The organism is Pseudomonas sp. Sample_14 (assembly GCF_004307515.1).
Classification (GTDB): Bacteria; Pseudomonadota; Gammaproteobacteria; order Pseudomonadales; family Pseudomonadaceae; genus Aquipseudomonas; species Aquipseudomonas atacamensis.
Genome location: NZ_RCOC01000095.1, coordinates 33,375 through 57,677, shown reverse-complemented (window position 1 = coordinate 57,677; position 24,303 = coordinate 33,375). Strand labels below are relative to the sequence as shown.

Annotated in this window: 30 protein-coding genes and 1 tRNA gene; 23 read left to right on the top strand and 8 right to left on the bottom strand. The window is 59.2% G+C overall.

Annotated features, from left to right (window positions below):
- Window positions 1–82: 82 nt before the first annotated feature.
- The 5 genes from modA (at window position 83) to D8U61_RS23780 (ending at window position 4,055) form a co-directional block, all read left to right on the top strand.
- On the top strand, window positions 83–796 hold the full coding sequence (gene modA, locus D8U61_RS23800; protein WP_241663653.1) for a molybdate ABC transporter substrate-binding protein: 714 nt from the start codon (window positions 83–85) through the stop codon (window positions 794–796).
- The gene (gene modB, locus D8U61_RS23795) at window positions 797–1,477 is read left to right on the top strand and encodes a molybdate ABC transporter permease subunit (RefSeq protein WP_130927766.1); all 681 of its coding nucleotides are present in this window, start codon (window positions 797–799) and stop codon (window positions 1,475–1,477) included.
- A 3-nt stretch (window positions 1,478–1,480) separates the two neighbouring features.
- Entirely contained in the window at window positions 1,481–2,560 is a 1,080-nt protein-coding gene (gene modC / locus D8U61_RS23790; protein WP_130927765.1) for a molybdenum ABC transporter ATP-binding protein, read from the top strand.
- A gap of 71 nt (window positions 2,561–2,631) precedes the next feature.
- Window positions 2,632–3,669: a DNA topoisomerase IB gene (locus tag D8U61_RS23785; protein ID WP_073476691.1), complete on the top strand. Its 1,038-nt coding sequence runs from the start codon at window positions 2,632–2,634 to the stop codon at window positions 3,667–3,669.
- Between the two features lie 155 nt (window positions 3,670–3,824).
- The gene (locus D8U61_RS23780) at window positions 3,825–4,055 is read left to right on the top strand and encodes a hypothetical protein (RefSeq protein ID WP_016774936.1); all 231 of its coding nucleotides are present in this window, start codon (window positions 3,825–3,827) and stop codon (window positions 4,053–4,055) included.
- A gap of 67 nt (window positions 4,056–4,122) precedes the next feature.
- Here the strand turns inward: D8U61_RS23780 and D8U61_RS23775 are convergent, their stop codons facing one another.
- Window positions 4,123–4,290, bottom strand: a complete 168-nt coding sequence (locus D8U61_RS23775) for a general stress protein (protein WP_110645428.1) — start codon at window positions 4,288–4,290, stop codon at window positions 4,123–4,125.
- A gap of 326 nt (window positions 4,291–4,616) precedes the next feature.
- Here D8U61_RS23775 and D8U61_RS23770 point away from each other — a divergent pair, with 326 nt between their 5' ends.
- The 5 genes from D8U61_RS23770 (at window position 4,617) to D8U61_RS23750 (ending at window position 6,976) form a co-directional block, all read left to right on the top strand.
- Window positions 4,617–4,793, top strand: coding sequence for a general stress protein (locus tag D8U61_RS23770; protein WP_016774938.1), 177 nt, complete (start codon window positions 4,617–4,619; stop codon window positions 4,791–4,793).
- Window positions 4,794–5,262: 469 nt separating this feature from the next.
- A complete protein-coding gene (locus D8U61_RS23765) occupies window positions 5,263–5,613 on the top strand; it encodes a general stress protein (protein WP_123442331.1) in 351 nt (116 codons plus the stop codon).
- 97 nt (window positions 5,614–5,710) lie between these two features.
- Window positions 5,711–6,262, top strand: coding sequence for an ATP-dependent Clp protease proteolytic subunit (locus tag D8U61_RS23760; RefSeq protein ID WP_016774940.1), 552 nt, complete (start codon window positions 5,711–5,713; stop codon window positions 6,260–6,262).
- Window positions 6,263–6,470: 208 nt separating this feature from the next.
- Entirely contained in the window at window positions 6,471–6,728 is a 258-nt protein-coding gene (locus tag D8U61_RS23755) for a DUF6555 family protein (RefSeq protein ID WP_016774941.1), read from the top strand.
- The gene (locus D8U61_RS23750) at window positions 6,725–6,976 is read left to right on the top strand and encodes a hypothetical protein (RefSeq protein WP_024013135.1); all 252 of its coding nucleotides are present in this window, start codon (window positions 6,725–6,727) and stop codon (window positions 6,974–6,976) included. Before D8U61_RS23755 ends, D8U61_RS23750 begins: the two co-directional genes overlap by 4 nt.
- A 12-nt stretch (window positions 6,977–6,988) precedes the next feature.
- Here D8U61_RS23750 and D8U61_RS23745 read toward each other — a convergent pair whose 3' ends face one another.
- A complete protein-coding gene (locus D8U61_RS23745) occupies window positions 6,989–7,402 on the bottom strand; it encodes a cupin domain-containing protein (protein WP_130927764.1) in 414 nt (137 codons plus the stop codon).
- Window positions 7,403–7,525: 123 nt separating this feature from the next.
- Complete coding sequence (locus tag D8U61_RS23740; protein WP_130927763.1) at window positions 7,526–8,419, bottom strand: transcriptional regulator GcvA; 894 nt, start codon at window positions 8,417–8,419, stop codon at window positions 7,526–7,528.
- 108 nt (window positions 8,420–8,527) lie between these two features.
- Between D8U61_RS23740 and gstA the strand changes: the two genes are divergently transcribed.
- Together gstA and D8U61_RS23730 are read left to right on the top strand one after the other, a co-directional pair.
- Window positions 8,528–9,139: a glutathione transferase GstA gene (gene gstA, locus D8U61_RS23735; RefSeq protein ID WP_130927762.1), complete on the top strand. Its 612-nt coding sequence runs from the start codon at window positions 8,528–8,530 to the stop codon at window positions 9,137–9,139.
- Window positions 9,140–9,211: 72 nt separating this feature from the next.
- A complete protein-coding gene (locus D8U61_RS23730) occupies window positions 9,212–9,592 on the top strand; it encodes a RidA family protein (protein WP_130927761.1) in 381 nt (126 codons plus the stop codon).
- Window positions 9,593–9,757: 165 nt separating this feature from the next.
- Here D8U61_RS23730 and D8U61_RS23725 read toward each other — a convergent pair whose 3' ends face one another.
- Complete coding sequence (locus tag D8U61_RS23725; protein WP_130901575.1) at window positions 9,758–10,234, bottom strand: hypothetical protein; 477 nt, start codon at window positions 10,232–10,234, stop codon at window positions 9,758–9,760.
- Window positions 10,235–10,458: 224 nt separating this feature from the next.
- On the opposite strand from D8U61_RS23725, the gene D8U61_RS23720 reads away from it, so the two are divergent.
- Entirely contained in the window at window positions 10,459–12,447 is a 1,989-nt protein-coding gene (locus tag D8U61_RS23720; protein ID WP_024013138.1) for a U32 family peptidase, read from the top strand.
- 113 nt (window positions 12,448–12,560) lie between these two features.
- Here D8U61_RS23720 and D8U61_RS23715 read toward each other — a convergent pair.
- Window positions 12,561–12,635, bottom strand: a tRNA-Gln gene (locus tag D8U61_RS23715).
- A gap of 307 nt (window positions 12,636–12,942) precedes the next feature.
- Between D8U61_RS23715 and D8U61_RS23710 the strand changes: the two genes are divergently transcribed.
- Entirely contained in the window at window positions 12,943–13,977 is a 1,035-nt protein-coding gene (locus D8U61_RS23710; RefSeq protein ID WP_130927760.1) for an alpha/beta hydrolase, read from the top strand.
- A gap of 219 nt (window positions 13,978–14,196) precedes the next feature.
- Here D8U61_RS23710 and D8U61_RS23705 read toward each other — a convergent pair whose 3' ends face one another.
- The 3 genes from D8U61_RS23705 to D8U61_RS23695 form a co-directional block, all read right to left on the bottom strand.
- A complete protein-coding gene (locus tag D8U61_RS23705; protein WP_177421646.1) occupies window positions 14,197–15,207 on the bottom strand; it encodes a GlxA family transcriptional regulator in 1,011 nt (336 codons plus the stop codon).
- 115 nt (window positions 15,208–15,322) lie between these two features.
- Window positions 15,323–16,483, bottom strand: coding sequence for a radical SAM protein (locus D8U61_RS23700; RefSeq protein ID WP_130927759.1), 1,161 nt, complete (start codon window positions 16,481–16,483; stop codon window positions 15,323–15,325).
- Window positions 16,484–16,601: 118 nt separating this feature from the next.
- On the bottom strand, window positions 16,602–17,495 hold the full coding sequence (locus tag D8U61_RS23695) for a LysR family transcriptional regulator (RefSeq protein WP_130927758.1): 894 nt from the start codon (window positions 17,493–17,495) through the stop codon (window positions 16,602–16,604).
- Window positions 17,496–17,610: 115 nt separating this feature from the next.
- Between D8U61_RS23695 and D8U61_RS23690 the strand changes: the two genes are divergently transcribed.
- From D8U61_RS23690 to D8U61_RS23650, 9 genes are all read left to right on the top strand, one after another.
- The gene (locus D8U61_RS23690) at window positions 17,611–18,009 is read left to right on the top strand and encodes a RidA family protein (RefSeq protein ID WP_130927757.1); all 399 of its coding nucleotides are present in this window, start codon (window positions 17,611–17,613) and stop codon (window positions 18,007–18,009) included.
- Between the two features lie 157 nt (window positions 18,010–18,166).
- On the top strand, window positions 18,167–19,030 hold the full coding sequence (locus tag D8U61_RS23685) for a putative selenate ABC transporter substrate-binding protein (RefSeq protein WP_130927756.1): 864 nt from the start codon (window positions 18,167–18,169) through the stop codon (window positions 19,028–19,030).
- Entirely contained in the window at window positions 19,027–19,824 is a 798-nt protein-coding gene (locus tag D8U61_RS23680) for an ATP-binding cassette domain-containing protein (protein ID WP_130927755.1), read from the top strand. Before D8U61_RS23685 ends, D8U61_RS23680 begins: the two co-directional genes overlap by 4 nt.
- Window positions 19,818–20,645, top strand: a complete 828-nt coding sequence (locus D8U61_RS23675) for an ABC transporter permease subunit (RefSeq protein WP_130927754.1) — start codon at window positions 19,818–19,820, stop codon at window positions 20,643–20,645. The genes D8U61_RS23680 and D8U61_RS23675 overlap by 7 nt, the downstream gene beginning before the upstream one ends.
- On the top strand, window positions 20,642–21,409 hold the full coding sequence (gene phnE / locus D8U61_RS23670; RefSeq protein ID WP_130927753.1) for a phosphonate ABC transporter, permease protein PhnE: 768 nt from the start codon (window positions 20,642–20,644) through the stop codon (window positions 21,407–21,409). The genes D8U61_RS23675 and phnE overlap by 4 nt, the downstream gene beginning before the upstream one ends.
- A gap of 178 nt (window positions 21,410–21,587) precedes the next feature.
- On the top strand, window positions 21,588–23,267 hold the full coding sequence (locus tag D8U61_RS23665; RefSeq protein WP_130886949.1) for an MFS transporter: 1,680 nt from the start codon (window positions 21,588–21,590) through the stop codon (window positions 23,265–23,267).
- Window positions 23,268–23,374: 107 nt separating this feature from the next.
- Window positions 23,375–23,593, top strand: a complete 219-nt coding sequence (locus D8U61_RS23660; protein ID WP_056789562.1) for a hypothetical protein — start codon at window positions 23,375–23,377, stop codon at window positions 23,591–23,593.
- 230 nt (window positions 23,594–23,823) lie between these two features.
- A complete protein-coding gene (locus D8U61_RS23655) occupies window positions 23,824–24,018 on the top strand; it encodes a hypothetical protein (RefSeq protein WP_016774959.1) in 195 nt (64 codons plus the stop codon).
- Window positions 23,981–24,292 carry a type II toxin-antitoxin system RelE/ParE family toxin gene (locus D8U61_RS23650; RefSeq protein ID WP_130886950.1) on the top strand — a complete coding sequence of 104 codons (312 nt, stop codon included), beginning with the start codon at window positions 23,981–23,983 and terminating at the stop codon, window positions 24,290–24,292. The genes D8U61_RS23655 and D8U61_RS23650 overlap by 38 nt, the downstream gene beginning before the upstream one ends.
- Window positions 24,293–24,303 lie beyond the last annotated feature (11 nt).

The window sequence follows — 24,303 nt, the reverse complement described above, 5'->3', positions numbered from 1 at the left end:
CATTTACCGCCGATCACGGAGCCTTTACATGACACTTGCTGCCACACGCCTCGCCCCTGCCTGCTTCGCTTCACTCCTCGCAATGTTCAGCATCGGCGCCGCGCAGGCTGATGAAGTGCAAGTGGCGGTCGCCGCCAATTTCACCGCGCCAATCCAGGCCATCGCTGCCGACTTCGAAAAAGACACCGGCCACAAATTGGTCGCCGCTTACGGCGCCACCGGCCAGTTCTACACCCAGATCAAGAATGGCGCACCGTTCCAAGTGTTTCTCGCTGCTGACGACGCGACCCCGGCAAAGCTTGAGCAGGAAGGCGAAACCGTCAAAGGTTCGCGCTTCACCTACGCCATCGGCACGCTAGCGCTGTGGTCAGCGAAAGAAGGCTACGTAGATGCGCAGGGCGAAGTGTTGAAAACCAACCAATACCAACACGTTGCGATCGCCAATCCAAAAGCTGCGCCATACGGTCTCTCCGCCACCCAGGTGCTGGAAAAACTCCAGTTGAGCGAAGCCACGAAAAGCAAAATCGTCGAAGGCCAGAACATCACGCAGGCCTACCAGTTTGTCTCCACCGGCAACGCCGAACTGGGCTTCGTCGCCCTGTCGCAAATCTACAAGGACGGCAAAGTCAGCAGCGGTTCGGCGTGGATTGTCCCGGCCACCCTGCATGATCCGATCAAACAGGACGCGGTGATCTTGAACAAGGGCCGGGACAGCGCCGCTGCCAAGGCCTTGATCGATTACCTCAAGGGGCCGAAAGCCGCTGCGGTGATCAAATCCTTCGGATATGAACTGTAAATGTCGCTGACCAGTGCCGACTTCGCCGCGATCTGGCTGACCCTGAAACTGGCGTCACTGACCACTGCGATCCTGCTGGTGATCGGCACGCCGATCGCGCTGTGGCTATCGCGCACCTCGTCGTGGTTGCGCGGGCCGATCGGCGCCATCGTTGCGCTGCCGCTGGTGCTGCCGCCGACGGTGATCGGTTTTTACCTGCTACTAGCGCTGGGACCGCACGGTTTTCTCGGTCAGTTCACTCAATGGCTGGGGCTGGGCACGTTGACGTTCAGTTTCACCGGGCTGGTCATCGGTTCGGTGATCTACTCCATGCCGTTCGTGGTGCAACCGCTGCAAAACGCTTTCTCGGCGATTGGCACCCGCCCGCTCGAAATCGCGGCGACCTTGCGCGCCAATCCCTGGGACACGTTCTTCAGCGTGATCCTGCCGCTGGCGCGCCCCGGCTTCATCACCGCAGCGATCCTCGGCTTCGCCCACACCGTGGGTGAATTCGGCGTGGTGCTGATGATCGGCGGCAACATTCCCGACAAGACCCGCGTGGTCTCGGTGCAGATTTACGACCATGTCGAAGCCCTGGAATATGCCCAGGCGCACTGGCTGTCCGCGGCGATGCTGGTGTTTTCGTTTCTGGTGTTGCTGGCGCTGTACTCCAGCCGCAAGACCCGCGCAGGCTGGAGCTGATCGATGATTGATGTACGCCTGAAACGCACTTATCCGGGGTTCGAACTGGATATCGATCTGCAAGTGCCGGGCCGCGGCGTCACCGCGCTGTTTGGCGATTCCGGCTCGGGCAAAACCACTTGCCTGCGCTGCATCGCCGGACTGGAGCGCGCCGAGCAGGGTTTTGTGCAGATCAACGACGAGATCTGGCAGGACAGTGCCAAGGGCATTTTCGTCCCGCCGCACAAGCGTGCGCTTGGCTATGTGTTTCAGGAAGCCAGCCTGTTCCCGCATCTTTCGGTGCTGGCCAATCTGGAGTTTGGTCTCAAACGCATCGCCAGGTCGCAACGCCGGGTCGATATGAACCAGGCCACAGAACTGCTCGGTATCAGCCATTTGCTCGAGCGTCATCCACAGCATCTGTCCGGCGGCGAACGACAGCGCGTCGGCATCGCCCGCGCCCTGCTGACCAGCCCGAAACTGTTGCTGATGGACGAACCGCTGGCGGCTCTCGACAGCCGGCGCAAAAGCGAAATCCTCCCATACCTGCAACGCCTGCAAGACGAACTGGATATTCCGCTGCTGTACGTCAGTCATGCGCAGGATGAAGTCGCGCGTCTGGCCGATCATTTGGTATTGCTCCGTGATGGCAAAGCCCTCGCCAGCGGCCCGATCGGCGAGACCCTCGCACGCCTGGATCTGCCCTTGGCAATGGGCGATGACGCCGGGGTAATCATCGAAGGCCAGGTCAGCGCCTACGACGCCACCTATCAATTGCTCAGCCTGCAACTGCCGGCCACTGAAATGAACATTCGCGTCACCCATGCGCCGATGGCCGTGGGCCAGGCCCTGCGCTGCAAAGTGCACGCGCGCGACATCAGTCTGGCGCTGAACAACGATGCAGCCAGCAGCATTCTCAATCGTCTGCCCGTTACGGTCGTCAGCGAACAGGCCGCTGACAACAGTGCCCACGTGCTGATCCGCCTTGATGCCGGGGGCACGCCGCTGCTGGCGCGGATCACCCGCTTCTCGCGTGATCAACTGAGCGTGCATCCGGGCCAGCGGCTGTGGGCGCAGATCAAGGCGGTGGCGGTGCTCGCGTAAATCATTCGGCACGACGGCCAGCGCCTGCGGTCAATCAGTTACAGACTGCCGTATGACCGAAGGAAACCGCCATGCCCGATACCGTGCTGACAGATGCTCTGCCCGCCGATCTGCATTACGTCGATGACACTCAGCCTGGTATCACCCGGAAAAAACTGCGCGGCAAGTTCGTCTATTTCGAACCGTCGGGCCAGCGCATCACCGACCCGGACGAAATCAAACGCATCAATGCCCTCGCGGTACCACCGGCCTACACCGATGTGTGGATCTGCGCTGATCCGTGCGGCCATCTGCAAGCCACCGGCCGCGATGCGCGCGGGCGCAAGCAATACCGTTACCACGCGCGCTGGCGCGAAGTGCGCGACGCCGACAAATACTCGCGCCTGCGCGACTTCGGCATGGCCCTGCCCAAACTGCGGCGCAAGCTCGAGGCGCTGCTCGATGAGCCGGGCTTCAGCCGCGACAAGGTCATGGCCACGGTGATTACCTTGCTCGACGCCACGCTGATCCGCGTCGGCAATACTCAATATGCGCGGGACAACCGCTCCTATGGCCTGACCACGTTGCGTAGCCGCCACGTCGAGGTCAACGGCAGCGCGATCCTGTTCCAGTTCCGTGGCAAGAGCGGCATTGAGCACCAGATCACCGTCAAGGACCGTCGCTTGGCGCGAATCATCAAGCGCTGCCTGGAAATTCCCGGGCAAAACCTGTTTCAGTATCTTGATGAAAATGGCGAACGGCACACCGTCACCTCCTCCGACGTCAATGCCTATCTGCAAAAGCTCACCGGCGCGGCGTTCACCGCCAAGGACTATCGCACCTGGGCGGGCAGCGCCCTGGCGTTGTCGGTGCTGCGCGAGTTGCAGCATGAGTCGGAAACCGAAGCCAAGCGCCATGTGGTAGAAGCGGTGAAGAACGTCGCCAAACAGCTGGGCAACACGCCGGCGGTGTGCCGCAAGTGCTACATCCACCCCGCAGTGGTCGAACATTTCATGCTCGGCGCCCTCGCCGAACTGCCCCGTCCGCGCGTGCGCAAAGGCCTGCGCGCCGAGGAAGTAGCCTTGGCGATGTTTCTCGAGCGGATGTGTGAGGTAAGCGAGGCGTCTTGATCTCCAGCGTAACGCTCGCTCCTACAAAGGTTTGCCGACGAGTTGAACTGGGTATTTTTTGCACGATCACACAGGTCTTCTATAGTTGATTTGAAGGTTCGCGCCACGCGGACTTTTTGTTGCAACTCAGCCGTTTCAGCGAACGGAGGTGTTTCATGTCCGAAAAAGAGTCCATCACCACCCTCCTCACCCTGCTCGACGCCCGCCAGGCGCGCCTCGCAGCCGCCTGTAAAGAAATTGCCGACTGGGTTGATCATCAGGGCGGGCATCCGACAGCGTTGCGCATTCGCGACCGGCTGCACGACATCGAAAAAGATGCGCCGCTGATTCGCGATACGCTCTCGACGCTCAAACCGATCGACCGGCCGTTGCCACGGTTCAGATAGGCCTCAGCGTAGCAGTCCTCTCTGCATCGGCGCAGAGAGGACGCCGATTGGTACTTTTCCGACCGACTCAGTCGCCCTTGCCGGTACGGCCGCCTCCATGGCTGTGCTGCCCGCCGACGCGTGCCTTCTCGGCCCGATCAACTTTCACGTTGACTGGACTCTCGCCTTTCTTGCCGGCTTCCTTGATTTTCTGTGGGTCTTCAGCGAACGGTTGATCCTTGTGATGATTGGTCATCTCAATGTCCTCAGACTAGTTAATACATACACTTAACAGACTCTAGTTTCAGCCGATCACAGTTCAACTTCGCACCGACAAATGGTCAGAATTCCGAAGCGAAGCGGTAACAAATCCAATCTCTTTTGCACATCAACCAGCAACTCGAAAAGTTATACGAAGCGGCGCAGAAAACAGCAAGCTGTATAAGTTTCATCACAAACTTACCGTTCATCGGCCTGAGGAAAGATTTTCAAAACATTTTTCGCCGGCTCGTAATCGGAGTAGATGTCCGGTGCGACAACGGACATAACTAGCGAAACGTTAATTGATATCGGAGAGCTATCATGACCACAGGAAATAAAAATCCAGGTAACTTCGCAAACGATCGTGAAAAGGCATCTGAAGCCGGCAAGAAAGGCGGTCAGTCGTCGGGCGGCAACTTTGCCAATGATCGTGAAAAAGCATCCGAGGCTGGCCGCAAAGGCGGGCAGAACAGCCACGGCGGCGGTCGCAAGTCCTGAGCAAGCGGTACAAGGGCAGCCTCGCTGCCCTTTGAAATCAGCTGATGGAGCGTAATCATGAGAACGGTACCGGCTTTTGCACGAGGCGAAGTGCAACGAAACAAGGGAGCGGAAGTGTATCCCGAAGCAGCGCGCAGTTCGCACGTGACCAGGTCGGACAGTCCGTCGGTGTCACCTTGTGTCGAACGACAGCAAATCAGTCCAAGGCACCGGGAAAGTGTTCAGCAGGAATGTTATGAACGCCGGGAACTTGCAGTAAATTCGGAAAACTACCGGACACCGGATACAACGCCGACTTATGAGCGCTCCTCTTAGCACAAAGGTCTAACTTGTAGTCACAAGACAAGCCAGACCAACCAAAGCAAACGACATCAGTAAACTTTATGAGCATTCGCGAACAACGACGGCACGTAGTTTGTGCATCCTTGATTCGCCGAGTGCCTATATAGAGAAAATGAGGAAGTTTGAAATGGCACAAGATAAACAACAAGGCAGCATGTCGGTTAACGAAGCAGGCAAGAAAGGTGGTGATGCCACTTCGGCTTCGCACGATAAAGAGTTCTATCAGGAAATCGGCAGTAAAGGCGGCCAGAACAGTGGCGGCAACTTCAAGAATGATCCTGAGCGCGCCTCCGAAGCCGGGAGCAAAGGTGGCCAGAACAGCGGTGGCAATTTTGCCAACGATCGGGAAAAAGCCTCTGAAGCTGGCAGCAAGGGCGGCCAGAGCAGCGGCGGCAACTTTGCCAACGATCGGGAAAAAGCCTCTGAAGCTGGACAGAAAGGTGGTCAAAACAGCCATGGTGGCGGGCGCAACAGTTGATGCGTCGGGTGCAGGGGAGCGCGGCTCCCCTGCCCACTTTCATTCAAGCGAAATTACAGCTATTGCTTAGGAGTCCTGACCAGCCGAGGGAATCGCCATGCCTGTTCATGTCATCAACTTCACCGGCCCGATCAATGCCTCGACGTGCGGCCAATTGATCGATAAAGCCTCGCTCGCCGTAAAGGAAGATGCACCGCGACTGATCGTCAACATCGCCACCATGGGCGGCGAATGCAGTTACGGTTTCACGATGTACAACTTCCTGTTGGCCCTGCCTATTCCGGTACACACCCACAATTTGGGAACGGTTGAATCGATGGGCAACATTGTCTTTCTGGCCGGCCAGCGCCGCACCGCCTGTACCCACAGCAAGTTTCTGTTTCACCCATTTCATTGGCACCTGCAAGGTTCGGTCGATCACTCGCGCATGTCGGAATACGCCATGAGCCTGGATTACGACTTGCACCTCTACGCCCAGATTGTCGCCGAGCGTACGAGCAACGGAAAAAATGCGCTGGAGACAGAGAAATATCTGACAGCAGCGCCGCGCATCATCAATCCTGAAGAAGCCATGCATTCAGGCCTTATCACGGCGATTGAAAACACCGAGGTTCACGCGGACTTTGTCTGCTCCTGCATCTACTCCTGAATCGTCCCACTTGATAACGCGTCGTAGCGGGCGCGTTCCTGTCTTAACAGCCGTCAATTCAGCCATAAATTCCAGACGAACTTGTACAGAATCGATCTGCCGTACAGGCCTGCAAAGCGCCCAACCAGCCGGTCATCACGCCCGTTTCAATTTCTCTGAATTATTCATTTCGCCAGATATCCCTCTTCTTAACAGCCGGAGGAAATGTATGAGCGGAGAGGATTTGTACGTGATTGATTACCTGCTTCACGGGAAGCCCAGGTCATTCGTCATTCGCACAAAAACCATGAACAATGCCGAAGCGTGGCAATGGGCAAGTTGTGACGCGGGTATCGCGCCCATCCCCCGCCCCGGCCGACCTCCGTTGAAACGTTTTTCCAAGCCGATGGCGGAACGCTTTGGCGTGACCGAGGTGCAATGGCGAGAATCAGTACCTCTGGTCTGGGAGGAGGATCACGTGAAATGACAGAACGCACATTGAAATTCGGTTTCGGCCGCTCGTGGGATGACGAGATGGCGGAGAATGCCTCGATGTTCCGCGAGGCCGATCTGCTCGAAGAAGCGGCTTACAGAATCATCGAGAACGACACGGACAATCCTGAAGCCTGGGCCCGTTTCAGCGAAGCCAAGGCTATGGCCGACGCCAAACGAACGGCGGCCTATCAGGACTGGATGCGCATCAAGCGCGCGATGAGCAAGCCGCGCTCGAAATAGCGGACTGGCGCCTCATGGCTTGAGGATCAGCAGGGGCTCGCCTTTCGGGACGACGTAAGTGGCCAGTTCGACGCCTTTCTCGTTGCCAACGTTTTTGGCCACATGCGCGACGCCCGCCGGAATGAACAACGAATCGCCGGCCTTGAGTATCACCGGCGCCCGCCCTTCGAGCTGATACTCGAACGTGCCGCTGATGACATAGGCGACTTCCACGCCGGGATGAGCATGCCGAGGCGAGGTGACGCCAGCGTCGAAATCGATACGCGCCTGAATCACTTCGCGATTGTCAGCGCCGAGATCCTGACGAACCAGATCGGTGCGGCTCAGACCTTTCTGCCAGCTCGTTGCCGGTGCATCCGCCGCATGGGCGAAGCCGGTCAGGGAGGCGAAGACAACGGCAGAAGCCAGAAACATTTGACGGTACATGGTGATGCCCTCTTGAGCGTAGTGTTGGTGTGAGGGCTACTTTGGGCTCGGCATGTAGGGCGGATGTGTCTCGAAGGCGCAGTTTGGTGTTGCCGTGTGTATGCGCTGAGGGTTGATACATGCTTATACAAACGTGTTGCTGGCCACCGCCACAAGCCATTCTCTGAAAGCGCTGATCTTTGGCGATTCAGCGGTTTCATGGGGTGTAACCAGATAGAAACCGAGATCATCCTGCAGGCGCAGGTCGAACGGTGCGACCAATCGGCCCGCACGCAGATCGTCGTTTACATAAGTCGAACGACCGATGCACACGCCCTGCCCGTCAATTGCCGCCTGCACCGCCATCATCGCCAGATCGAAGGTCAGCTTCCCGCCGTCGGCCAACTGCGCAGGCTGGTCGGCGGCGCTGAGCCAGGCCTGCCAGTCGCTGGCGGTGAGGCCGCTAACTTGTACAAGGGTGTGACTGGCCAGATTTTCCGGAGTGTGCAATGTCGTCGCCACTGCTGGATTGCACACGGGAAATACCTCGTCGGCCATGAGAAAGTCCGCGCGCAAGCCTTTCCAGTCGCCCCGCCCGTAGCGAATCGCCGCGTCGATGCCTCCTCGGCGAAAATCCACCAGATCGGTGGTCGCACTGATGCGCACATCGATGTCCGGGAACGCCTGCTGAAATGCCGGAAGACGCGGCAAAAGCCATTTCGAAGCAACCGAGACCAGCGTGCTGATGGTCAATACGCTGGACCCGCGCGACTCGAGTAATTGTTGCGTCGAATGGCGCAACGCTTGAAATGCAGAACGCACCCCCGGCAGGTAGGCCTGCCCGTCTTCGCTAAGCGCCAGGCCATCCTTGAGGCGCAGGAACAATGCCACGCCCAACTCGGCTTCGAGGCGCCTGATCTGGTGACTGATTGCTGTCTGCGTGACGTTCAACTCGGTCGCAGCGGTGGTAAAGCTCATATGCCGAGCCGCCGCTTCGAACGCGCGCAGGCCGTTGAGGGAGGGAAGTCTGGCAGTCATAAGGCTAAGGAGCGCATGAGAATTTGTCATACGCTAGCACTGCAAATGACCTTTGCGGAAGTTTTGCCCGCAGTGGATCGTGGCGCCTCCACCTTCAAGGGATATGCCATGAAACTTTACTTTGCACCGAAGACCTGTTCGCTCGCCCCGCATATCGTCCTGCGCGAACTCGGCTTGCCGTTCGAAATGATCCGCGTCAACAACCAGACCAAGCGCACGGCTGACGGCCGTGACTTCCGCGAGATCAATCCGAAAGGCTACGTGGCCGCGCTGCAACTGGATAACGGCGAAGTGCTCACTGAAGGCCCGGCGATCCTGCAGTTTCTCGCCGATCAAGTCCCCGGGAGCGACTTGGCACCTGCCGCAGGTACGTGGCAGCGCGCACGTTTGCAGGAACACCTGAACTTCATCAGCTCTGAGATTCATGCCGCCAGCGCGCCATTGTTCAGCGTGGAAATCCCCGAACCGGTCAAAGCGATTTTTCGGCAAAAACTGTTCAAACGGCTGGATTACCTTGAGGGCACCCTGACGGATCGGGACTATCTGATGGGCGGCTTCGGCGTTGCCGATGCCTACCTGTTCACGGTCCTGAACTGGCTACCGACGTTCAGCATCGACATCAGCGAATGGCCAGCTCTGGCGTCGTACACGCAACGTATCGGCGCGCGACCCAGTGTGCTTGCCGCCATTGCCGCGGAAGCAGCAACGCGGCCAGTCTGAACACGCGCGGGCCATGGCCGGAGGGAATCTGTAAACTGCCGCAATCTTCATTCACTCGAACAAGAGATGCCCATGGCCAATCAAGACATCATCTTCACGCCGGATCCCGACACTGATTCGATTTCTTCCGACGTTGCCACCTTCGGCGGCATCATGGTTTCCACGCAGATTCCAACCCGCGCCGATGGCAGCCTGGAACTCGGCAGCATCACCGAGCAAAGCGAGTGCACCCTGCAAGCACTGAAAGTCGCACTGGAACGTGCCGGCAGTTCGATGGACCGGGTGCTGCACCTGACCATTTACCTGACCGACATGGGCGATCGCGGGGCTTTCAATGAAGTGTACAAACGCTATTTCGCCAAGCCTTGGCCGGTGCGGGCGGCGGTAGGCGTGGCCTCGCTGGCGGTTGAGGGGATGCGCGTGGAAGTGACGGCGATGGCGGCGAAAGGCTGATTTACGGAAATACTGCGTAGGCTGCCTCCACGATTCAGAGGTGTGACATACGCAGTGAAATACTCAAGGGCGCGCGCCAAACACAGCAGCCACCAGGATGGGGCCGTTTGGCAAGCGCTGGCTCGCCCGTTGAGCGAATTGGCGTCAACGGTCTATTCACAAAACTCAAAGTGGACCGCTAGCTACAACAAACAGTTTACCTTCTGATACCCGGTATGTTTGCCCGCGGTGCTCGACTTCAAAATTGAATGTTGCCGTAATCGAATCGGTACCTTCTTCGTGTTTGCGCGCAAACTCTATCGTTCCTGTTTTCGCATATAAAATTTCATGCGACATAGTAATCACTCCCGCCACGGGACTTCCGAACCCGCCAACTTCATGCGTACCGTCGGTAAGGGAGCGATCTATCACAAATGAAATGATCTCACCCACCTCGTCCGTAAAATATTGGCCAATAACGCTGAACGTTTCCTTTGTGCCGAAATAAAGATGCCGAGTAGCGGAGAATATTGGCTTGCCAATGCCCGGATGATTGGGTGAAACGACCGCTTTGTAATACACCTCGGCCGTCTTCCGAGGACGAGATTTAAACGACGCGAAATCCGAGATACCAATCGTCGCGAAGGCGTTATTACCTTTCATGATATTAATCTCCAATGTCTTGCGTGATATAGGCCAGAGCGACTTTCCCGCTCCCACCTGATGTTCACGCTTTGGACGCGGGCGGACAACTGACAGACTTTACAGTTATGCATTGCCTCGTATTGTGCTAGGTCCTTCGTACCTGATATCGGCACGCTGGTGCCGCCTTGGTGTTTCACAGGTACAATGCGCCCCTTGCCCGTGACCGCCTGACTAAAAAAACTATGTCCTTGCCCAAGCATCACCTGGAATTGCTCAGCCCTGCCCGCGATGTCGCCATTGCCCGCGAGGCCATCCTGCATGGCGCTGACGCCGTGTACATCGGCGGCCCGAGCTTCGGCGCACGCCACAACGCCTGCAACGAAGTCAGCGAAATCGCCGAACTGGTCGAGTTCGCCCGCCGTTACCACGCGCGTATTTTCACCACCATCAATACCATCCTGCACGACAACGAACTGGAGCCGGCGCGCAAGCTGATCCATCAGTTGTATGACGCTGGCGTCGATGCGCTGATCGTCCAGGATCTGGGCGTGATGGAGCTGGACATTCCGCCGATCGAGCTGCACGCCTCGACCCAGACCGACATCCGCACCCTCGAGCGAGCGAAGTTCCTCGATCAGGCCGGTTTCTCTCAGTTGGTGTTGGCCCGTGAGCTGAACCTGAAAGAAATCCGCGCCATTGCCGATGAAACCGATGCCGCCATCGAGTTCTTCATCCACGGCGCGCTGTGCGTGGCCTTCTCCGGCCAGTGCAACATCTCTCATGCGCAAACCGGCCGCAGCGCCAACCGTGGCGACTGCTCCCAGGCCTGCCGCTTGCCCTACACCCTCAAGGATGAAAAGGGTGGCGTGATCGCCTACGAAAAACACCTGCTGTCGATGAAAGACAATAACCAGAGCGCCAACATCCGCGCTCTGGTCGAGGCCGGCGTGCGTTCGTTCAAGATCGAAGGTCGCTACAAGGACATGGGCTATGTGAAGAACATCACCGCCTATTACCGCCAGCGCCTCGACGACGTGCTTGAAGACCGCCCGGACCTGGCCCGCGCTTCCAGCGGCCGTACCGTGCATTTCTTCCTGCCCGATCCGGAAAAGACCTTCCACCGTGGCAGCACCGATTATTTCGTCACCGATCGCAAGATCGACATCGGCGCCTTCGATTCGCCAACCTTCACCGGCCTGCCGGTCGGTACGGTGGAAAAAGTCGGCAAGCGTGACATGCAGGTCGTCACCCATGAGCCGCTGTCCAACGGTGACGGTCTGAACGTACTGGTCAAACGCGAAGTGGTCGGTTTCCGCGCCAACATCGCCGAGGCCAAAGGCGAGTTCGAAGAAGACGGCGAGAAGCGCTACCGCTACCGCGTCGAGCCGAACGAAATGCCCGAGGGCCTGTTCAAGCTGCGTCCGAGCCACCCGCTCAATCGCAACCTTGATCACAACTGGCAACAGGCGTTGCAGAAAACTTCTTCGGAACGTCGTGTGGCCCTGAGCTGGTTCGCTCGTCTGCGCGAAGAACAGCTGGAAGTGACCGCGACCAGCGAAGAAGGCATCAGCGCCAGCGTCACCCTCAACGGGCCGTTTGGTGTCGCCAACAAGCCTGAGCAAGCGCTGGAGCAATTGCGCGACCTGCTTGGTCAGCTCGGCACCACGCAGTATCACGCCACCGACATCAAGCTGGATGCGCCGCAAGCGTTCTTCATTCCCAACTCGCAGCTCAAGTCTCTGCGCCGCGAAGTCATCGAAGCGCTGACTGCGGCACGTGTCGCCGCGCATCCGCGTGGCAGCCGCAAGGCCGAAACCACGCCGCCGCCGGTGTACCCGGATTCGCACCTGACCTTCCTCGCCAACGTCTACAACCAGAAGGCCCGCGACTTCTACCACCGTCACGGCGTCAAGCTGATCGACGCGGCGTACGAAGCTCACGAAGAGCCAGGCGAAGTGCCGGTGATGATCACCAAGCACTGCCTGCGTTTCTCCTTCAACCTGTGCCCGAAACAGGCCAAAGGCGTGACCGGCGTGCGCACCAAGGTCGCGCCGATGCAGTTGATCCACGGCGATGAAGTGCTGACGCTGAAGTTCGATTGCAAGCCGTGCGAGATGCACATCATCGGCAAGATGAAAGGCCACATCCTCAATCTGCCGCAGCCGGGCAGCGTGGTCGGCCACATCAGCCCTGAAGACCTGATGAAAACCATCCCGCGCGCACCGCACTGAGTGACCGGCGTGCGCGGTGCTTCGGCAACGCGCACGCCTGCTTGGCTCAAGCGCGGTAAATCGCAGGCATAAAAAAACGCCAACTTCTTGCGAAGTTGGCGTTTTTTCGTAGATGGCAGGGGCGGCTGGATTCGAACCAACGCATGGCAGGATCAAAACCTGCTGCCTTACCGCTTGGCGACGCCCCTGTAGCTCTGGTCAGCGGCTCCGTTAGGATCGCTGTGAGAACGGGGCGCAATTTAACAACATTCATTTCGTTTGGGAAGCCCGAGATGAAATATTTTTTGTTTTAAAACAGCCACTTATTATTTTCGCGCGAAAACTCACCGTTTCATCGCCATGTATCACACTGTGTACGCGCCCCGCTGCTACACAACCCAATGCAAAAACGCTCTCTGGCGACACAGAGCAGATACCTCGCCACGCTTCAATGCACCCAGGGTTTCAAGGGTTCATCCAGCCCCTTGGCCACAGGCTCGCAAAGGAGACGTCAGCATGAAACAGGCTCTGCACACTTCTAAAATCACCGCCGCGCTCGGCTTGTCAGTCCTGGCGCTGTCACTGCTCGGCGCCGTCGGCAGCGCTCAGGCGCAAACCACTGAACCGGCCGCCGTCAGCTATTCAGCGCCCTCTCCTTTCGGCCCGCTGAAGCACATCAAGGCAGGCGTGCTCGATGTGGCCTACGCCGAAACCGGTCCTGCCGATGGCCCGGTGGTGATCCTGCTGCACGGCTGGCCCTACGACATTCACAGCTATGACGAAGTCGCACCACTGCTCGCGGCCAAGGGTTACCGCGTGCTGATGCCATATGCACGGGGTTATGGCGACACGCAGTTCCTGTCCAAAAACACCCTGCGCAACGGCCAACCGGCAGCGCTGGCCAGCGACGTGATCGACTTCATGGACGCGCTGAAAATCAAACAAGCAGTGCTTGGCGGCTACGACTGGGGCGCGCGTTCAGCGGGCATCGTCGCAGCGCTGTGGCCTGAGCGCGTCAAGGCGCTGGTGGCGGTCAGCGGCTATCTGATCGGCAATCAGGCCGCCGGGCAAAACCCGCTGCCGCCGAAAGCCGAATTGCAGTGGTGGTACCAGTTCTACTTCGCCACCGAACGCGGCCGCGCCGGCTATGAAAAGAACACCCACGACTTCGCCAAACTGATCTGGCAACTGGCATCACCGCAATGGAAATTCGACGACGCCACTTTCGACCGCAGCGCCCAAGCGTTGCAGAACCCCGATCACGTCGAGATCACCGTGTTCAACTACCGCTGGCGGCTGGGCCTGGTGCAGGGCGAGGCGAAATATGCCGCGCTGGAAGAAAAATTGGCTACTGCGCCTTCGATCAGCGTGCCGACGATTACCCTGGAAGGCGATGCCAATGGAGCGCCACATCCCAAGCCTGAGGACTATGCCAAGCGTTTTACCGGGAAATATCAATTCAGATTGATTGAGGGTGGGGTTGGGCACAATTTGCCCCAGGAAAGCCCGGCGGCGTTTGCGCAAGCTGTAATCGATGCTGATCGTCTCTGACAGACCCGCCCTCAATACCCCTCACCCTAGCCCTCTCCCGGAGGGAGAGGGAACTGATTGGGGGATATTCGAGATTTACGCCGACCTGAAAGCGCTGTATTGAATCCAAAGTCGACGTCCATCTTTCAGGTCGATGTACAGCGCAAGATACCTCGGTCGGCTCCCTCTCCCTCTGGGAGAGGGCTGGGGTGAGGGTTTTTGGGGATTGCACCGGTCGATCTATTTAACCAGCCGTTTTTCCTTCGAAGGCCGATAACCGAAGTACGAGCTGTAGCACTTGCTGAAATGGCTCGGTGAGACAAAACCGCAAGCCACCAATACTTCCACCTGCGACAGCTCGGTATGTTGCAGCAGGCGGCGGGCTTCGGTGATGCGCAGCTCCAGATAGTAGCGCTGCGGCGTGGTGCCCAGTTGTTCCTTGAACAAGCGCTCGAGCTGGCGCCGTGAGCGGCCGGCGTAGACCGCCAGTTGTTCCAGCTCAAGCGGCTCTTCGAGGTTGGCATCCATCAGCTTGATCACTTCCCGCAACGGCGCGCTGACGCAGATGTTTTCATCCGGTTTGATCCGCCTGTAGCGCGATTCCTCGAACGCCAGAATGTCCTCGACACCCTCGACCAGCGCCTTGCCGTGCAGGCTTTTGATCCAGTCCAGCGCCATGTGGAAAGCCCCCGACGGGCTCGACGCGGTGAGCCGGTCGCGGTCGATCACAAAGGGTTCGCTACTGACGTGGGTGCTCTTGGCGATTTCGGTCAGTGCCGGGCGATGTTCCGGGTGAATCGCGCAACGGTAGCCGTCGAGCAACCCGGCGCGGCCGAGAAACCACGAACCGTTCCACAACCCGGCCAGACTGACGCCCCGCTCCGCCGCCAGTTTGAGCAAATGCACAAACCCATCGCTCGCTCGCAACTCGGTGCGATAACCGCCACAGACCACCAGCAGATCCAATTCCTCGAGCGCTGCTGAGTCCAGGCGCGCATCGGGGCGGATCACCAACCCCAGGTCGCTGATGACCTCGCCCTCACCCAGACCGAAGGTGCGCGAGGTAAACAGCCCCGGGCGCAACAGATTAGTGGTCACCACGGCGTCCAGCGTCTGCGTAAAGGCCGGTAGCGAAAAGTGTTCGAGCAGCAGAAAACCGGTGCGCGTCAACTGCGCGTTATCGCTTTGCTCATTCAGATAGCGGAGGTTTTTCCCCTTCATGCCTCCGCTGAATTGGCGTCGTTCGGTCAAGTTTCAATCCATCGGTCACATTGTTGTGCGCCGATAGTTGGCCGGAACCGGCAAAGAGTCAATCACGTCATCGGGCCGCACCTTCAAACAACCCATGGCCGTCGCCCCGGATCTGTCAAACGACCGTGCTCAACCCCGCCCCGAGACGCCCTTCGAGACGCCCAAACAGTACGTAGTGTTGATAGCCACTGGAGAAAGCGCCTGTGGCGATTGCAGTCTTTACGTCGGCGTTGAGTTGCAGATATTGAGCCTCATCGAAATGCTCGGCGCTGACTTCACCTGTACGGCCCAGACGTTCGCTATCAATCGGCTGCTCGAGAATCGTGCGTCGTTGAAAGTCGATGATGCGATTGACGGCATGACTTTCCAGCGGCCCCTTGTTGGGCGATGCGGAGTAGATGTGGAGACCGTTCTTCGCGCAGCGGTTGCACAAGTCCACGCAGTTCTTTTGCGTGGATTTGCGACTCATCAATTCCTGCACCGGCATGTCCAGATACTTGCCGACGCTGTATTCAGACTGATTGAAAATCGTGCAGCACAGCACGGTATTGCCATTGCAATCGAGTACCAGCCAATCATCTTTCAGAGTGCACGCCTGTTTGGGGTATTGCTTGACCAGATTGACCAGGTCTGCATACGGTGGCAACGCCAGGCGCTTGAGGGTTTCCCGGTCCGTGTCGGTGACCGAGGCATCGTCTTCGACGATGGCGAAGGTTTTTTCCAGCGGCATCATCACCGAGTAGCCGGTGGAGAAATTGAAACCCAGGCGCTCGCTGAACTCGCGCATCAGCCCCTCTTCTTCGAGGTTATCCAGATAGCGGTGGTAATAGACCTCGATAAGGGTATTCAGGCCGTGACGCTGCTTGAGGTCATGCAGCTTGATCATGTTCTGCTTGACCACTTCGATGTCGCCGCCGACATGCCCTTGGCGGTAGGTGTCCTGGTGGAACCCGGACAGGGAGACACGGAAGAACCAGGGATTGGCGAGCATCGCGCTTTCAATGTTCTTGGCCAAGTTCAAGTTGGAGCTGATGCCGCTTTGCAGACCTGCAGCGTTAATGATTTCGACGAACTCACCGATGCGCGGGTGAATCAACGGCTCGGTCCAGTTGTACAAAAATATCGCCTTGACCCCTTCACGCCGTGCCTTATCGACAATCTGCGTGAACATCTCGAGCTGCATGGCTTTCTTGAAATTGGCATTTTCCGAATTACCCATCGGGCATGACGGGCAGCTCAGATTGCAGGCGCCGACGATATCGATGTACATATTCATTACGCGCATAGCTCCTTGGGTCGAACGTGCACCTCTCATCACGAGCACGTTCGGGTCGCCGGGTTGGTTGTTTTTCTGACGACCCGCCTTCACGTAAAGCAATAAGCGCACCAGAGCCCTACGCCATTAACGCCACAATCCAGTCGATAAACACCCGCAATTTCAAGCTGACATGCCGGTTCGGCGGATACGCGACGTAAAGCGGCATGCTTTCCAGGCGCCAGCCCTCAAACAACGGCACGAGCTCTCCGCGCGCGACATGCGCATCGGCCATATACGTCGGCAACCACAGCACCCCCATGCCCGCCAGCCCCGCCGCCAGATAAGCATTGCCGTCATCCACCGCAAGCACATGCCGGCCCTTGATCTGCAGGCGCTCGGTGCCATTGTGCAAGGTGTACGGAAGAGGTTTACCAGTGCGAGCCCAGAGGAAAGCGACGACGCGGTGATGGGAGTCTTGCAGTTCCAGTGGGTGCTCAGGCGTCCCTTCGCGGGCCAGATAAGCCGGCGCGGCGAAAACACCCAAGGGCAGATCGGCGAGCTTGCGCGCCATTAGCGATTGATCGAGCAGCTCGCCGCCGCGCACCACGCAATCGACGTTCTCATCGATGATGTCGACGATGCGGTCGCTGACGCCCATGTCGATCTGGATGTCCGGGTAGCGCGCGTGAAAATCCGGCAAGGCTGGCACCAGAATATGCCGCGCGAACGGGCTCGGCACGTCGATGCGCAAACGCCCGCGCGGCCGTGCGGCGGCACCGGGCAGGCTGGTTTCGGCGTCGTCCATGTCGGCCAACAGCTTGATCACCCGCTCGTAATACGCCGCGCCATCAGCGGTGACGTTGACCTTGCGTGTGGTGCGGTTGAGCAGCTTGACCCGCAGCCGCGCCTCCAGTTGCTGCACCAGTTGCGTCACCGTGGTCTTGCTCATGTGCAGGGTTTCGGCAGCCTTGGTGAAACTGCCCGCCTCGACCACCCGGGCAAAGGCCTGCATCGCATCGAACCGGTCCATCCGCGCCCCTCGATTGTTTGGGATTTGCAAACAGTGAACGCCAAGCTTGCGCGTTTATCCGCGCACTGCAAATACCTAAAGTCGTTTCCATCAACCCACTGATGGAGTCAGCCCCATGTCCAAGCGCGATGTAGTGTTCCCACCCGCCCGCCATGCCTTGTATGAGCGTCACCGTTACTCTCCGGCGATTCGCTCCAACGGTTTCCTGTTTGTCTCCGGACAAGTCGGCAGCCGTGAGGATGGCTCGCCCGAGGCCGATCTGCGCGATCAGGTGCGCACCGCCTTCCACAACCTCAACGCGATCCTCGCTGCGGCCGGTTGCAGCTTCGATGATGCGGTGGATGTCACCGTGTTCATGGTCGATCCGCACTCGACATTCGAAACGATCTGGAGCGTGGTACCGGAGTTCTGGGGCGAAGCGCCGTTTCCGACCATCACCGCTGTCGGCGTGACCTGGCTGGCGGGTTTCGATTTTGAAATCAAGGTGATTGCCAGACTGCCCGAAGCGGCTTGACCGGAACGGCACACAAACAGACACAACGCGCCGGCACGGAGGCTGGCCAATCTCCTCGCGAATGCGTATAACCTCGCCGTTTCGTCTACCCTGACGTGGCGCGCCGTTGACTACCGGTGGCCCTTCGAATGTTGACGCTTACGAAACGGAGAATTCTATGTTCAAGCGTACCCTCGCCCTCACCGCCGGTCTGGCGCTGTCCTTTTCTGCCCTGATGACGCAAGCCGCTGATATCCTGCGCGTCAGCGCGATTCCCGACGAAGCCCCGACCGAGCTGCTGCGCAAGTTCGAACCGCTGGGTGCCTATCTTGAGCAGCAGTTGGGCATGAAGGTGCAGTTTGTGCCTGTCGCCGACTACCCGGCGGTGGTTGAAGCCCTGGCCACCGATCGCCTCGACATGGCCTGGCTCGGCGGTTTCACTTTTGTGCAGGCACGTTTGAAGACCGACGCCACCACGCCAGTGATCCCGCTGGTGCAGCGCGAGCAGGACGCGCAGTTCACCAGCAAATTCATCACCGCCGACCCGAACGTGAAAAGCCTCGCCGACCTCAAGGGCAAGACCTTCGCCTTCGGTTCGGTGTCGTCCACCTCGGGCAGCCTGATGCCGCGTTACTTCATGCTGAAAAACGACGGCATCAAGCCTGAGGGCTTCTTCAGCCGCGTCGCCTACTCCGGCGCGCATGACGCCACCGTTGCCTGGGTGCAGGCCGGCAAGGTCGACGCTGGTGTATTGAACGCCAGCGTCTGGCAGAAACTGGTCGACGCCGGCAAGGTCGACACCAGCAAAGTCAAAGTCTTCGCCACTACCCCGACCTACTTCGATTACAACTGGACCGTGCGCGGCACCCTTGATCCGAAGCTGGCCGCGAAAATCAAGCAAGCCTTCCTCGACCTCGACCCGGCCAATCCTGAGCAGAAGAAGATCCTCGATCTGCAGGCCGCCAGTCGCTTCATCGAGACCAAGCCCGAGAACTACAAGGGCATCGAGGAAGCCGCCCGCGCCGCCGAACTGCTGAAATGACCCTACGCCTCACCCAGGGCAGCCTGCGCCATGCCAATGGCGTCGATGCCCTTCGTAACATCGACGTGCAGATTGGTGCCGGCGAACAGGTCGCAATCATCGGCCCGTCCGGCGCGGGCAAGTCGAGCCTGCTCAATCTGCTGGCCACCGCGCTCAAGCTCAGCAGTGGCGACATCGAAGTGCTCGGCGAACGCGCCTGGCACTTGTCGGCTCACCAGCGTCAGCGCCTGCGTGCACGCATCGGCCTGGTGCATCAAGCGCCGCCGATTCCGCCGCGTCAGCGGGTGATTACGGCGGTGCTGGCCGGCAAGCTTGGCCAGTGGAGTCTGGGCAAAAGTCTGCTGAACCTGCTGCATCCACTGGATGTGGCAGGCGCTCGCGCGGCGTTGGCGCGACTGGATCTGGGCGACAAACTGTTCGCCCATTGCCAGCAATTGTCCGGAGGGCAATTGCAGCGCGTCGGCATTGCACGGGTGCTGTATCAGGCGCCGCAAATATTGCTTGCCGACGAACCTGTATCGGCCATGGACCCGGTGCTTGCCGGCCACACGCTGTCGATCCTGTCGCGCCATGCCCGCGAGCACAACGTCACGCTGGTGGCGAGCCTGCACGCGGTGGACCTGGCGCTGGCGCACTTTCCACGGATCATCGGCTTGCGCGACGGGCAGATTCTTTTTGATTGCCCATCCGATCAAGTCAGTCGCGACAAGCTCGATGCGCTGTACGCCAATGAACAACTGCAATCGCCAGCGCCAGCGGTCGCACCTTTGATTGTGCAGATTCCGCGATGCTGAAGGCCGATTCACGGGACCCGGCGGCGTGGCCGCGATTGTTGCTGACGCTGCTGGCGCTGGCCCTGCTGTGGCCGGGCATTAAGCTCAGCGAGCTGGACCTGGGCGTGTTGTTTCAGGCCGATAGCCAGAACGAAATGGGCCGTTTCGTTTCGGCGTTCTGGCCACCGGCGCATGATCAAGCGTTCCTGCAACTGCTGCTCAAAGCCACCCTGCAAACCCTGGCGATTGCCACAGCGGGCATGGCCCTGGCCCTGCTGTTGGCGGTGCCGGCGAGCCTGATCGCGAGCCGCGCACTGTCGCTTACTGCCGCTTCGCGGGGCGGCGTGCCGAGCCTGCCCGGGCGCTTGCTGCGCTGGCCGGTACGCGGATTGCTGATCTTTTTGCGCAGCGTGCCGGAAATCGTCTGGGCGCTGTTGTTCGTGCGCGCGGTCGGCCTCGGGCCGGCGGCGGGCGTGCTGGCCATCGCCATCACCTACAGCGGCATGCTCGGCAAAGTCTACGCAGAAATTTTCGAATCCACCGACCAGCGCCCGGCGCACGCATTGTTGCAGGCCGGCAGCGGTCGACTGGCGGCGTTTGCCTACGGCACGCTGCCGAATGTCGCCGCCGAATTGCTCTCCTACACCGTCTACCGCTGGGAGTGCGCGATCCGTGCCTCGGTGGTGATGGGCTTTGTTGGTGCGGGTGGCCTGGGGCAACAGATCGACCTGTCGATCCGCATGTTCGCCGGCGGTGAAGTCGCCAGCATGTTGCTGACATTCCTGCTGCTGGTGCTGTGCGCCGATCAACTCAGCCGCTTGCTACGCTGGAGGCTGACATGAGGCGCCTGATCAACCTGGTGCTGCTCGCCGCCATTGCGGTCGCGGTGGCCGCCTCTTTTGCCTATCTGGAACTGGATCTTGCCGAACTCGGCAGCGCCAACAGCCTCAAGCAGATGGGCAGTTATGTTCAGCGTTTTCTCAGTCCCGATTTGAGCGCCGGGTATCTGAAAGCCATCGCCCACGGTTCGCTGGAAACTCTCGCTATGTCGGCCCTCGGCACCCTGCTTGCGGCACTGTTCGGCATCGTTCTCGCGCTGCCCGCTGCCGGGCGTTTCGGCTGGCCGCTGCAAAGTGCGGCGCGTCTGCTGCTCAACGGCTTGCGGGCGATTCCGGAGCTGGTCTGGGCCGCGCTGATGGTGCTTGCCGCCGGTCTCGGACCGAACGCCGGCACCCTCGCCCTCGCCCTGCACACCACCGGCGTACTCGGTCGGCTGTTCGCCGAAGCGCTGGAAAACACCCCGGCGCAACCCGCCGAAGCGATTCGCTTGCAGGGCGGCAATCCGATCCTCGCTTTTTGCTACGGCACCCTGCCGAACCTCGCCCCACAACTGCTCGCCTACTGCCTGTATCGCTGGGAAAACAACATCCGCATGGCCAGCGTGCTCGGTTTCGTCGGCGCCGGCGGCCTGGGGCAGATGCTGTATGTCAGCCTCAGCCTGTTCCAGGAAGCCCAGGCCAGTACGGTGATTCTGGCGATGCTGTTGCTGGTGTTTCTGGTTGACTGGCTGAGCGCCTGGAGCCGGCAGCGTTGGGTCAAAGCGTAGGCCGAGTGGATATCTGGCAAAAGCTGATTATGCTTCAGGAAACCTTGCAGCCCTGCGAGGCGGTCAGACTGTGCAAGCTTCACGCTAGAGCAACGGCGGCAGATGCCAACGGGCCAGAGTGCGACAGGCAGTAACGGGGGACTCCGGCCTACAACAATAAGCACGACGGAGAACACCCATGGCCACAATCGACACAGCATCCACCGGCACGCCACCGCGCAGCGGCGGCATCACCAAGGAGGAGCGCAAGGTCATCTTCGCGTCCTCGCTGGGCACGGTTTTCGAGTGGTACGACTTTTACCTCTACGGCTCACTGGCGGCGATCATCGCCAAGCACTTCTTCGCCGGCGTCAACGAAACCACCGCGTTCATCTTTGCCCTGCTGGCGTTTGCCGCCGGGTTTGCGGTGCGGCCGTTCGGCGCCATCGTCTTCGGGCGCCTGGGTGACATGATCGGGCGCAAACACACGTTTCTGATCACCATCGTGATCATGGGCGTGTCCACGGCAATCGTCGGTTTGCTGCCCGGCTACGCGACCATCGGCGTCGCCGCCCCGGTGATTCTGATCACCCTGCGTCTGCTCCAAGGTCTGGCTCTGGGTGGTGAATACGGCGGCGCGGCAACCTACGTCGCCGAGCACGCGCCACGCAACCGGCGTGGCTTTTTCACTTCGTGGATTCAAACCACCGCTACCCTCGGTCTGTTCATGTCGCTGCTGGTGATTCTCGCCTGCCGCACGGCGCTGGGTAACGAGGCGTTCGAAGCTTGGGGCTGGCGGATTCCGTTTCTGCTGTCGATCATTCTGCTGGCCGTGTCGGTGTACATTCGCCTGCAACTGAGCGAGTCGCCGGTATTCCAGAAAATGAAGGACGAAGGCAAGGCCTCGAAAGCGCCGCTGACCGAATCCTTTGCACGCTGGGACAACCTCAAAGTGGTGATCATGTCGCTGCTGGGCGGCACCGCCGGGCAAGCGGTGGTCTGGTACACCGGGCAGTTCTATGCGCTGTTCTTCCTGTTGCAAACATTGAAGATTGACGCGCAGACCGCCAACCTGCTGATCGCCGGATCGCTACTGATCGGCACACCGTTCTTCGTGATTTTCGGCAGCCTGTCCGATCGCATCGGGCGCAAGCCGATCATCATGGCCGGGTGCATCCTCGCCGCGCTGACCTACTTCCCGATCTTTACTGCGCTAACCCAGTACGGCAATCCGGACGTGTTCGTCGCCCAGGAAAAAAATCCGGTCAAGGTCATCGCCAGTCCCGAGCAGTGCTCGTTCCAGTTCGATCCGGTGGGCAAGGCCAGATTCACCAGCTCCTGTGACCTGGCGAAAACGTTGCTGGCGAAACGCGCGATCCCGTACGAGAACGTCGCCGCCGAACCGAACACGGTGGCGCAGGTGCGCATCGGTGATCGCGTCATCGAAAGTTTCGAAGGCAGCGCCCTCCCCGCCGCCGACTTCAAGGCCCGCAACGACGCCTTCACCGCCAACCTCGGCGCGGCGTTGAAAGACGCCGGTTACCCGGAAAAAGCCGACCCGGCGAAAATCAATTACCCAATGATGCTGCTCCTGCTCACCGTGCTGGTGATCTACGTGACCATGGTGTATGGCCCGATCGCCGCGTGGCTGGTCGAATTGTTCCCGACGCGGATCCGCTACACCTCGATGTCGCTGCCCTACCACATCGGTAACGGTTGGTTCGGCGGCTTCCTGCCGACCGTGGCGTTCGCCATGGTCGCCGCCACCGGTGACATCTACTACGGGCTGTGGTACCCGATCGTGATTGCAGTGGCGACGGCGATACTCGGCACGTTCTTCCTGCCGGAAACCAAGGATCGCGACATTCTGAAAGACTGAAAAAGCCGCAGCGCCCTCTCCTGCGGGAGAGGGCACAGCCGCTGAAAAATTTCGAACGTCTGCCGCCGCGCTGTCTCCAATGTGTACACCCACAGGAGGCCAGCGCCATGAACCCCAACGACGACAAAACCCCCAACGCCCCACCCACCGATGCCAGCGGCAAACCGGTGAATGTGGTCGAGCGCGATCTGCAGGACCGCGACGGCAAAACCGAAGGCGTGGACAAAATCATCACGCCGTCTTCCACTCGGGTCAAAGAGCAGGAAGCTGAAGAGCTACAGCGCAAAGTCGATGAGATCGAGCGTAAGGTTGCAGACGGTAACTGAGTGCAGCGTGGCTGTGGCCGCGGCTTTGAGCGGCGGCTGTCAGCCCGATGACCAAAAGCTGATTTCCTACAGAATTGAACTACACAGCTGATCGACTTCACGTGCATCACAAGCGAAGCGTCTGACAGATTTGCATCGTCTGTTTTCGGATGATGTCTTCCTCGTCCCGCCAGTGACGACAACGAGCCACATCCCCCTTAGACTGCTTCACATTGATCATGGAGGTCATGATGAGCGCTGAACTTTCACTTATCGTTTCAGACTTCGAAACCGAAGAAGAGGCTGCGGAATACGACCTTTGGTTTCGTGCGCAGGTCCAGGAAGCACTTGATGATCCGCACCCTGGCATTCCCCATGCCGAAGCAATGGTGTTGCTCGATCAGATGAATGAAGAAAACCGCAGGAAGCGCCGCGCTGCGGGTTAAATGGAGCTACAAGGCTATTCGTCAACTGGCTGACATCATTGATTACATCGATCAGCACAACTCCGTTGCTTCGGTTTCCTTTCAACGTAAAGCCGTTGCCGCAGCGCAGAAACTTTCTTCCATACCCCATGGCTACCGATCCGGTCGGGTGTCTGGCACTCGCGAAATGGTGATTCATCCGAACTATCTGCTGGTTTATCGGGTGAATGGGGAGATCGACATACTCAGGGTGCTTCACGCTCGACAAAAATATCCCCTAACCCCTTCACTCTAAACAAAGGCGGC

Bases quoted from the DNA above. Each gene is read 5' to 3' on its own strand.
- modA (WP_241663653.1), top strand. From the start codon at position 83: ATGTTCAGCATCGGCGCCGCGCAGGCTGATGAAGTGCAAGTGGCGGTC.
- modB (WP_130927766.1), top strand. From the start codon at position 797: ATGTCGCTGACCAGTGCCGACTTCGCCGCGATCTGGCTGACCCTGAAA.
- modC (WP_130927765.1), top strand. From the start codon at position 1,481: ATGATTGATGTACGCCTGAAACGCACTTATCCGGGGTTCGAACTGGAT.
- D8U61_RS23785 (WP_073476691.1), top strand. From the start codon at position 2,632: ATGCCCGATACCGTGCTGACAGATGCTCTGCCCGCCGATCTGCATTAC.
- D8U61_RS23780 (WP_016774936.1), top strand. From the start codon at position 3,825: ATGTCCGAAAAAGAGTCCATCACCACCCTCCTCACCCTGCTCGACGCC.
- D8U61_RS23775 (WP_110645428.1), bottom strand. From the start codon at position 4,290: ATGACCAATCATCACAAGGATCAACCGTTCGCTGAAGACCCACAGAAA.
- D8U61_RS23770 (WP_016774938.1), top strand. From the start codon at position 4,617: ATGACCACAGGAAATAAAAATCCAGGTAACTTCGCAAACGATCGTGAA.
- D8U61_RS23765 (WP_123442331.1), top strand. From the start codon at position 5,263: ATGGCACAAGATAAACAACAAGGCAGCATGTCGGTTAACGAAGCAGGC.
- D8U61_RS23760 (WP_016774940.1), top strand. From the start codon at position 5,711: ATGCCTGTTCATGTCATCAACTTCACCGGCCCGATCAATGCCTCGACG.
- D8U61_RS23755 (WP_016774941.1), top strand. From the start codon at position 6,471: ATGAGCGGAGAGGATTTGTACGTGATTGATTACCTGCTTCACGGGAAG.
- D8U61_RS23750 (WP_024013135.1), top strand. From the start codon at position 6,725: ATGACAGAACGCACATTGAAATTCGGTTTCGGCCGCTCGTGGGATGAC.
- D8U61_RS23745 (WP_130927764.1), bottom strand. From the start codon at position 7,402: ATGTACCGTCAAATGTTTCTGGCTTCTGCCGTTGTCTTCGCCTCCCTG.
- D8U61_RS23740 (WP_130927763.1), bottom strand. From the start codon at position 8,419: ATGACTGCCAGACTTCCCTCCCTCAACGGCCTGCGCGCGTTCGAAGCG.
- gstA (WP_130927762.1), top strand. From the start codon at position 8,528: ATGAAACTTTACTTTGCACCGAAGACCTGTTCGCTCGCCCCGCATATC.
- D8U61_RS23730 (WP_130927761.1), top strand. From the start codon at position 9,212: ATGGCCAATCAAGACATCATCTTCACGCCGGATCCCGACACTGATTCG.
- D8U61_RS23725 (WP_130901575.1), bottom strand. From the start codon at position 10,234: ATGAAAGGTAATAACGCCTTCGCGACGATTGGTATCTCGGATTTCGCG.
- D8U61_RS23720 (WP_024013138.1), top strand. From the start codon at position 10,459: ATGTCCTTGCCCAAGCATCACCTGGAATTGCTCAGCCCTGCCCGCGAT.
- D8U61_RS23710 (WP_130927760.1), top strand. From the start codon at position 12,943: ATGAAACAGGCTCTGCACACTTCTAAAATCACCGCCGCGCTCGGCTTG.
- D8U61_RS23700 (WP_130927759.1), bottom strand. From the start codon at position 16,483: ATGAATATGTACATCGATATCGTCGGCGCCTGCAATCTGAGCTGCCCG.
- D8U61_RS23695 (WP_130927758.1), bottom strand. From the start codon at position 17,495: ATGGACCGGTTCGATGCGATGCAGGCCTTTGCCCGGGTGGTCGAGGCG.
- D8U61_RS23690 (WP_130927757.1), top strand. From the start codon at position 17,611: ATGTCCAAGCGCGATGTAGTGTTCCCACCCGCCCGCCATGCCTTGTAT.
- D8U61_RS23685 (WP_130927756.1), top strand. From the start codon at position 18,167: ATGTTCAAGCGTACCCTCGCCCTCACCGCCGGTCTGGCGCTGTCCTTT.
- D8U61_RS23680 (WP_130927755.1), top strand. From the start codon at position 19,027: ATGACCCTACGCCTCACCCAGGGCAGCCTGCGCCATGCCAATGGCGTC.
- D8U61_RS23675 (WP_130927754.1), top strand. From the start codon at position 19,818: ATGCTGAAGGCCGATTCACGGGACCCGGCGGCGTGGCCGCGATTGTTG.
- phnE (WP_130927753.1), top strand. From the start codon at position 20,642: ATGAGGCGCCTGATCAACCTGGTGCTGCTCGCCGCCATTGCGGTCGCG.
- D8U61_RS23665 (WP_130886949.1), top strand. From the start codon at position 21,588: ATGGCCACAATCGACACAGCATCCACCGGCACGCCACCGCGCAGCGGC.
- D8U61_RS23660 (WP_056789562.1), top strand. From the start codon at position 23,375: ATGAACCCCAACGACGACAAAACCCCCAACGCCCCACCCACCGATGCC.
- D8U61_RS23655 (WP_016774959.1), top strand. From the start codon at position 23,824: ATGAGCGCTGAACTTTCACTTATCGTTTCAGACTTCGAAACCGAAGAA.
- D8U61_RS23650 (WP_130886950.1), top strand. From the start codon at position 23,981: ATGAAGAAAACCGCAGGAAGCGCCGCGCTGCGGGTTAAATGGAGCTAC.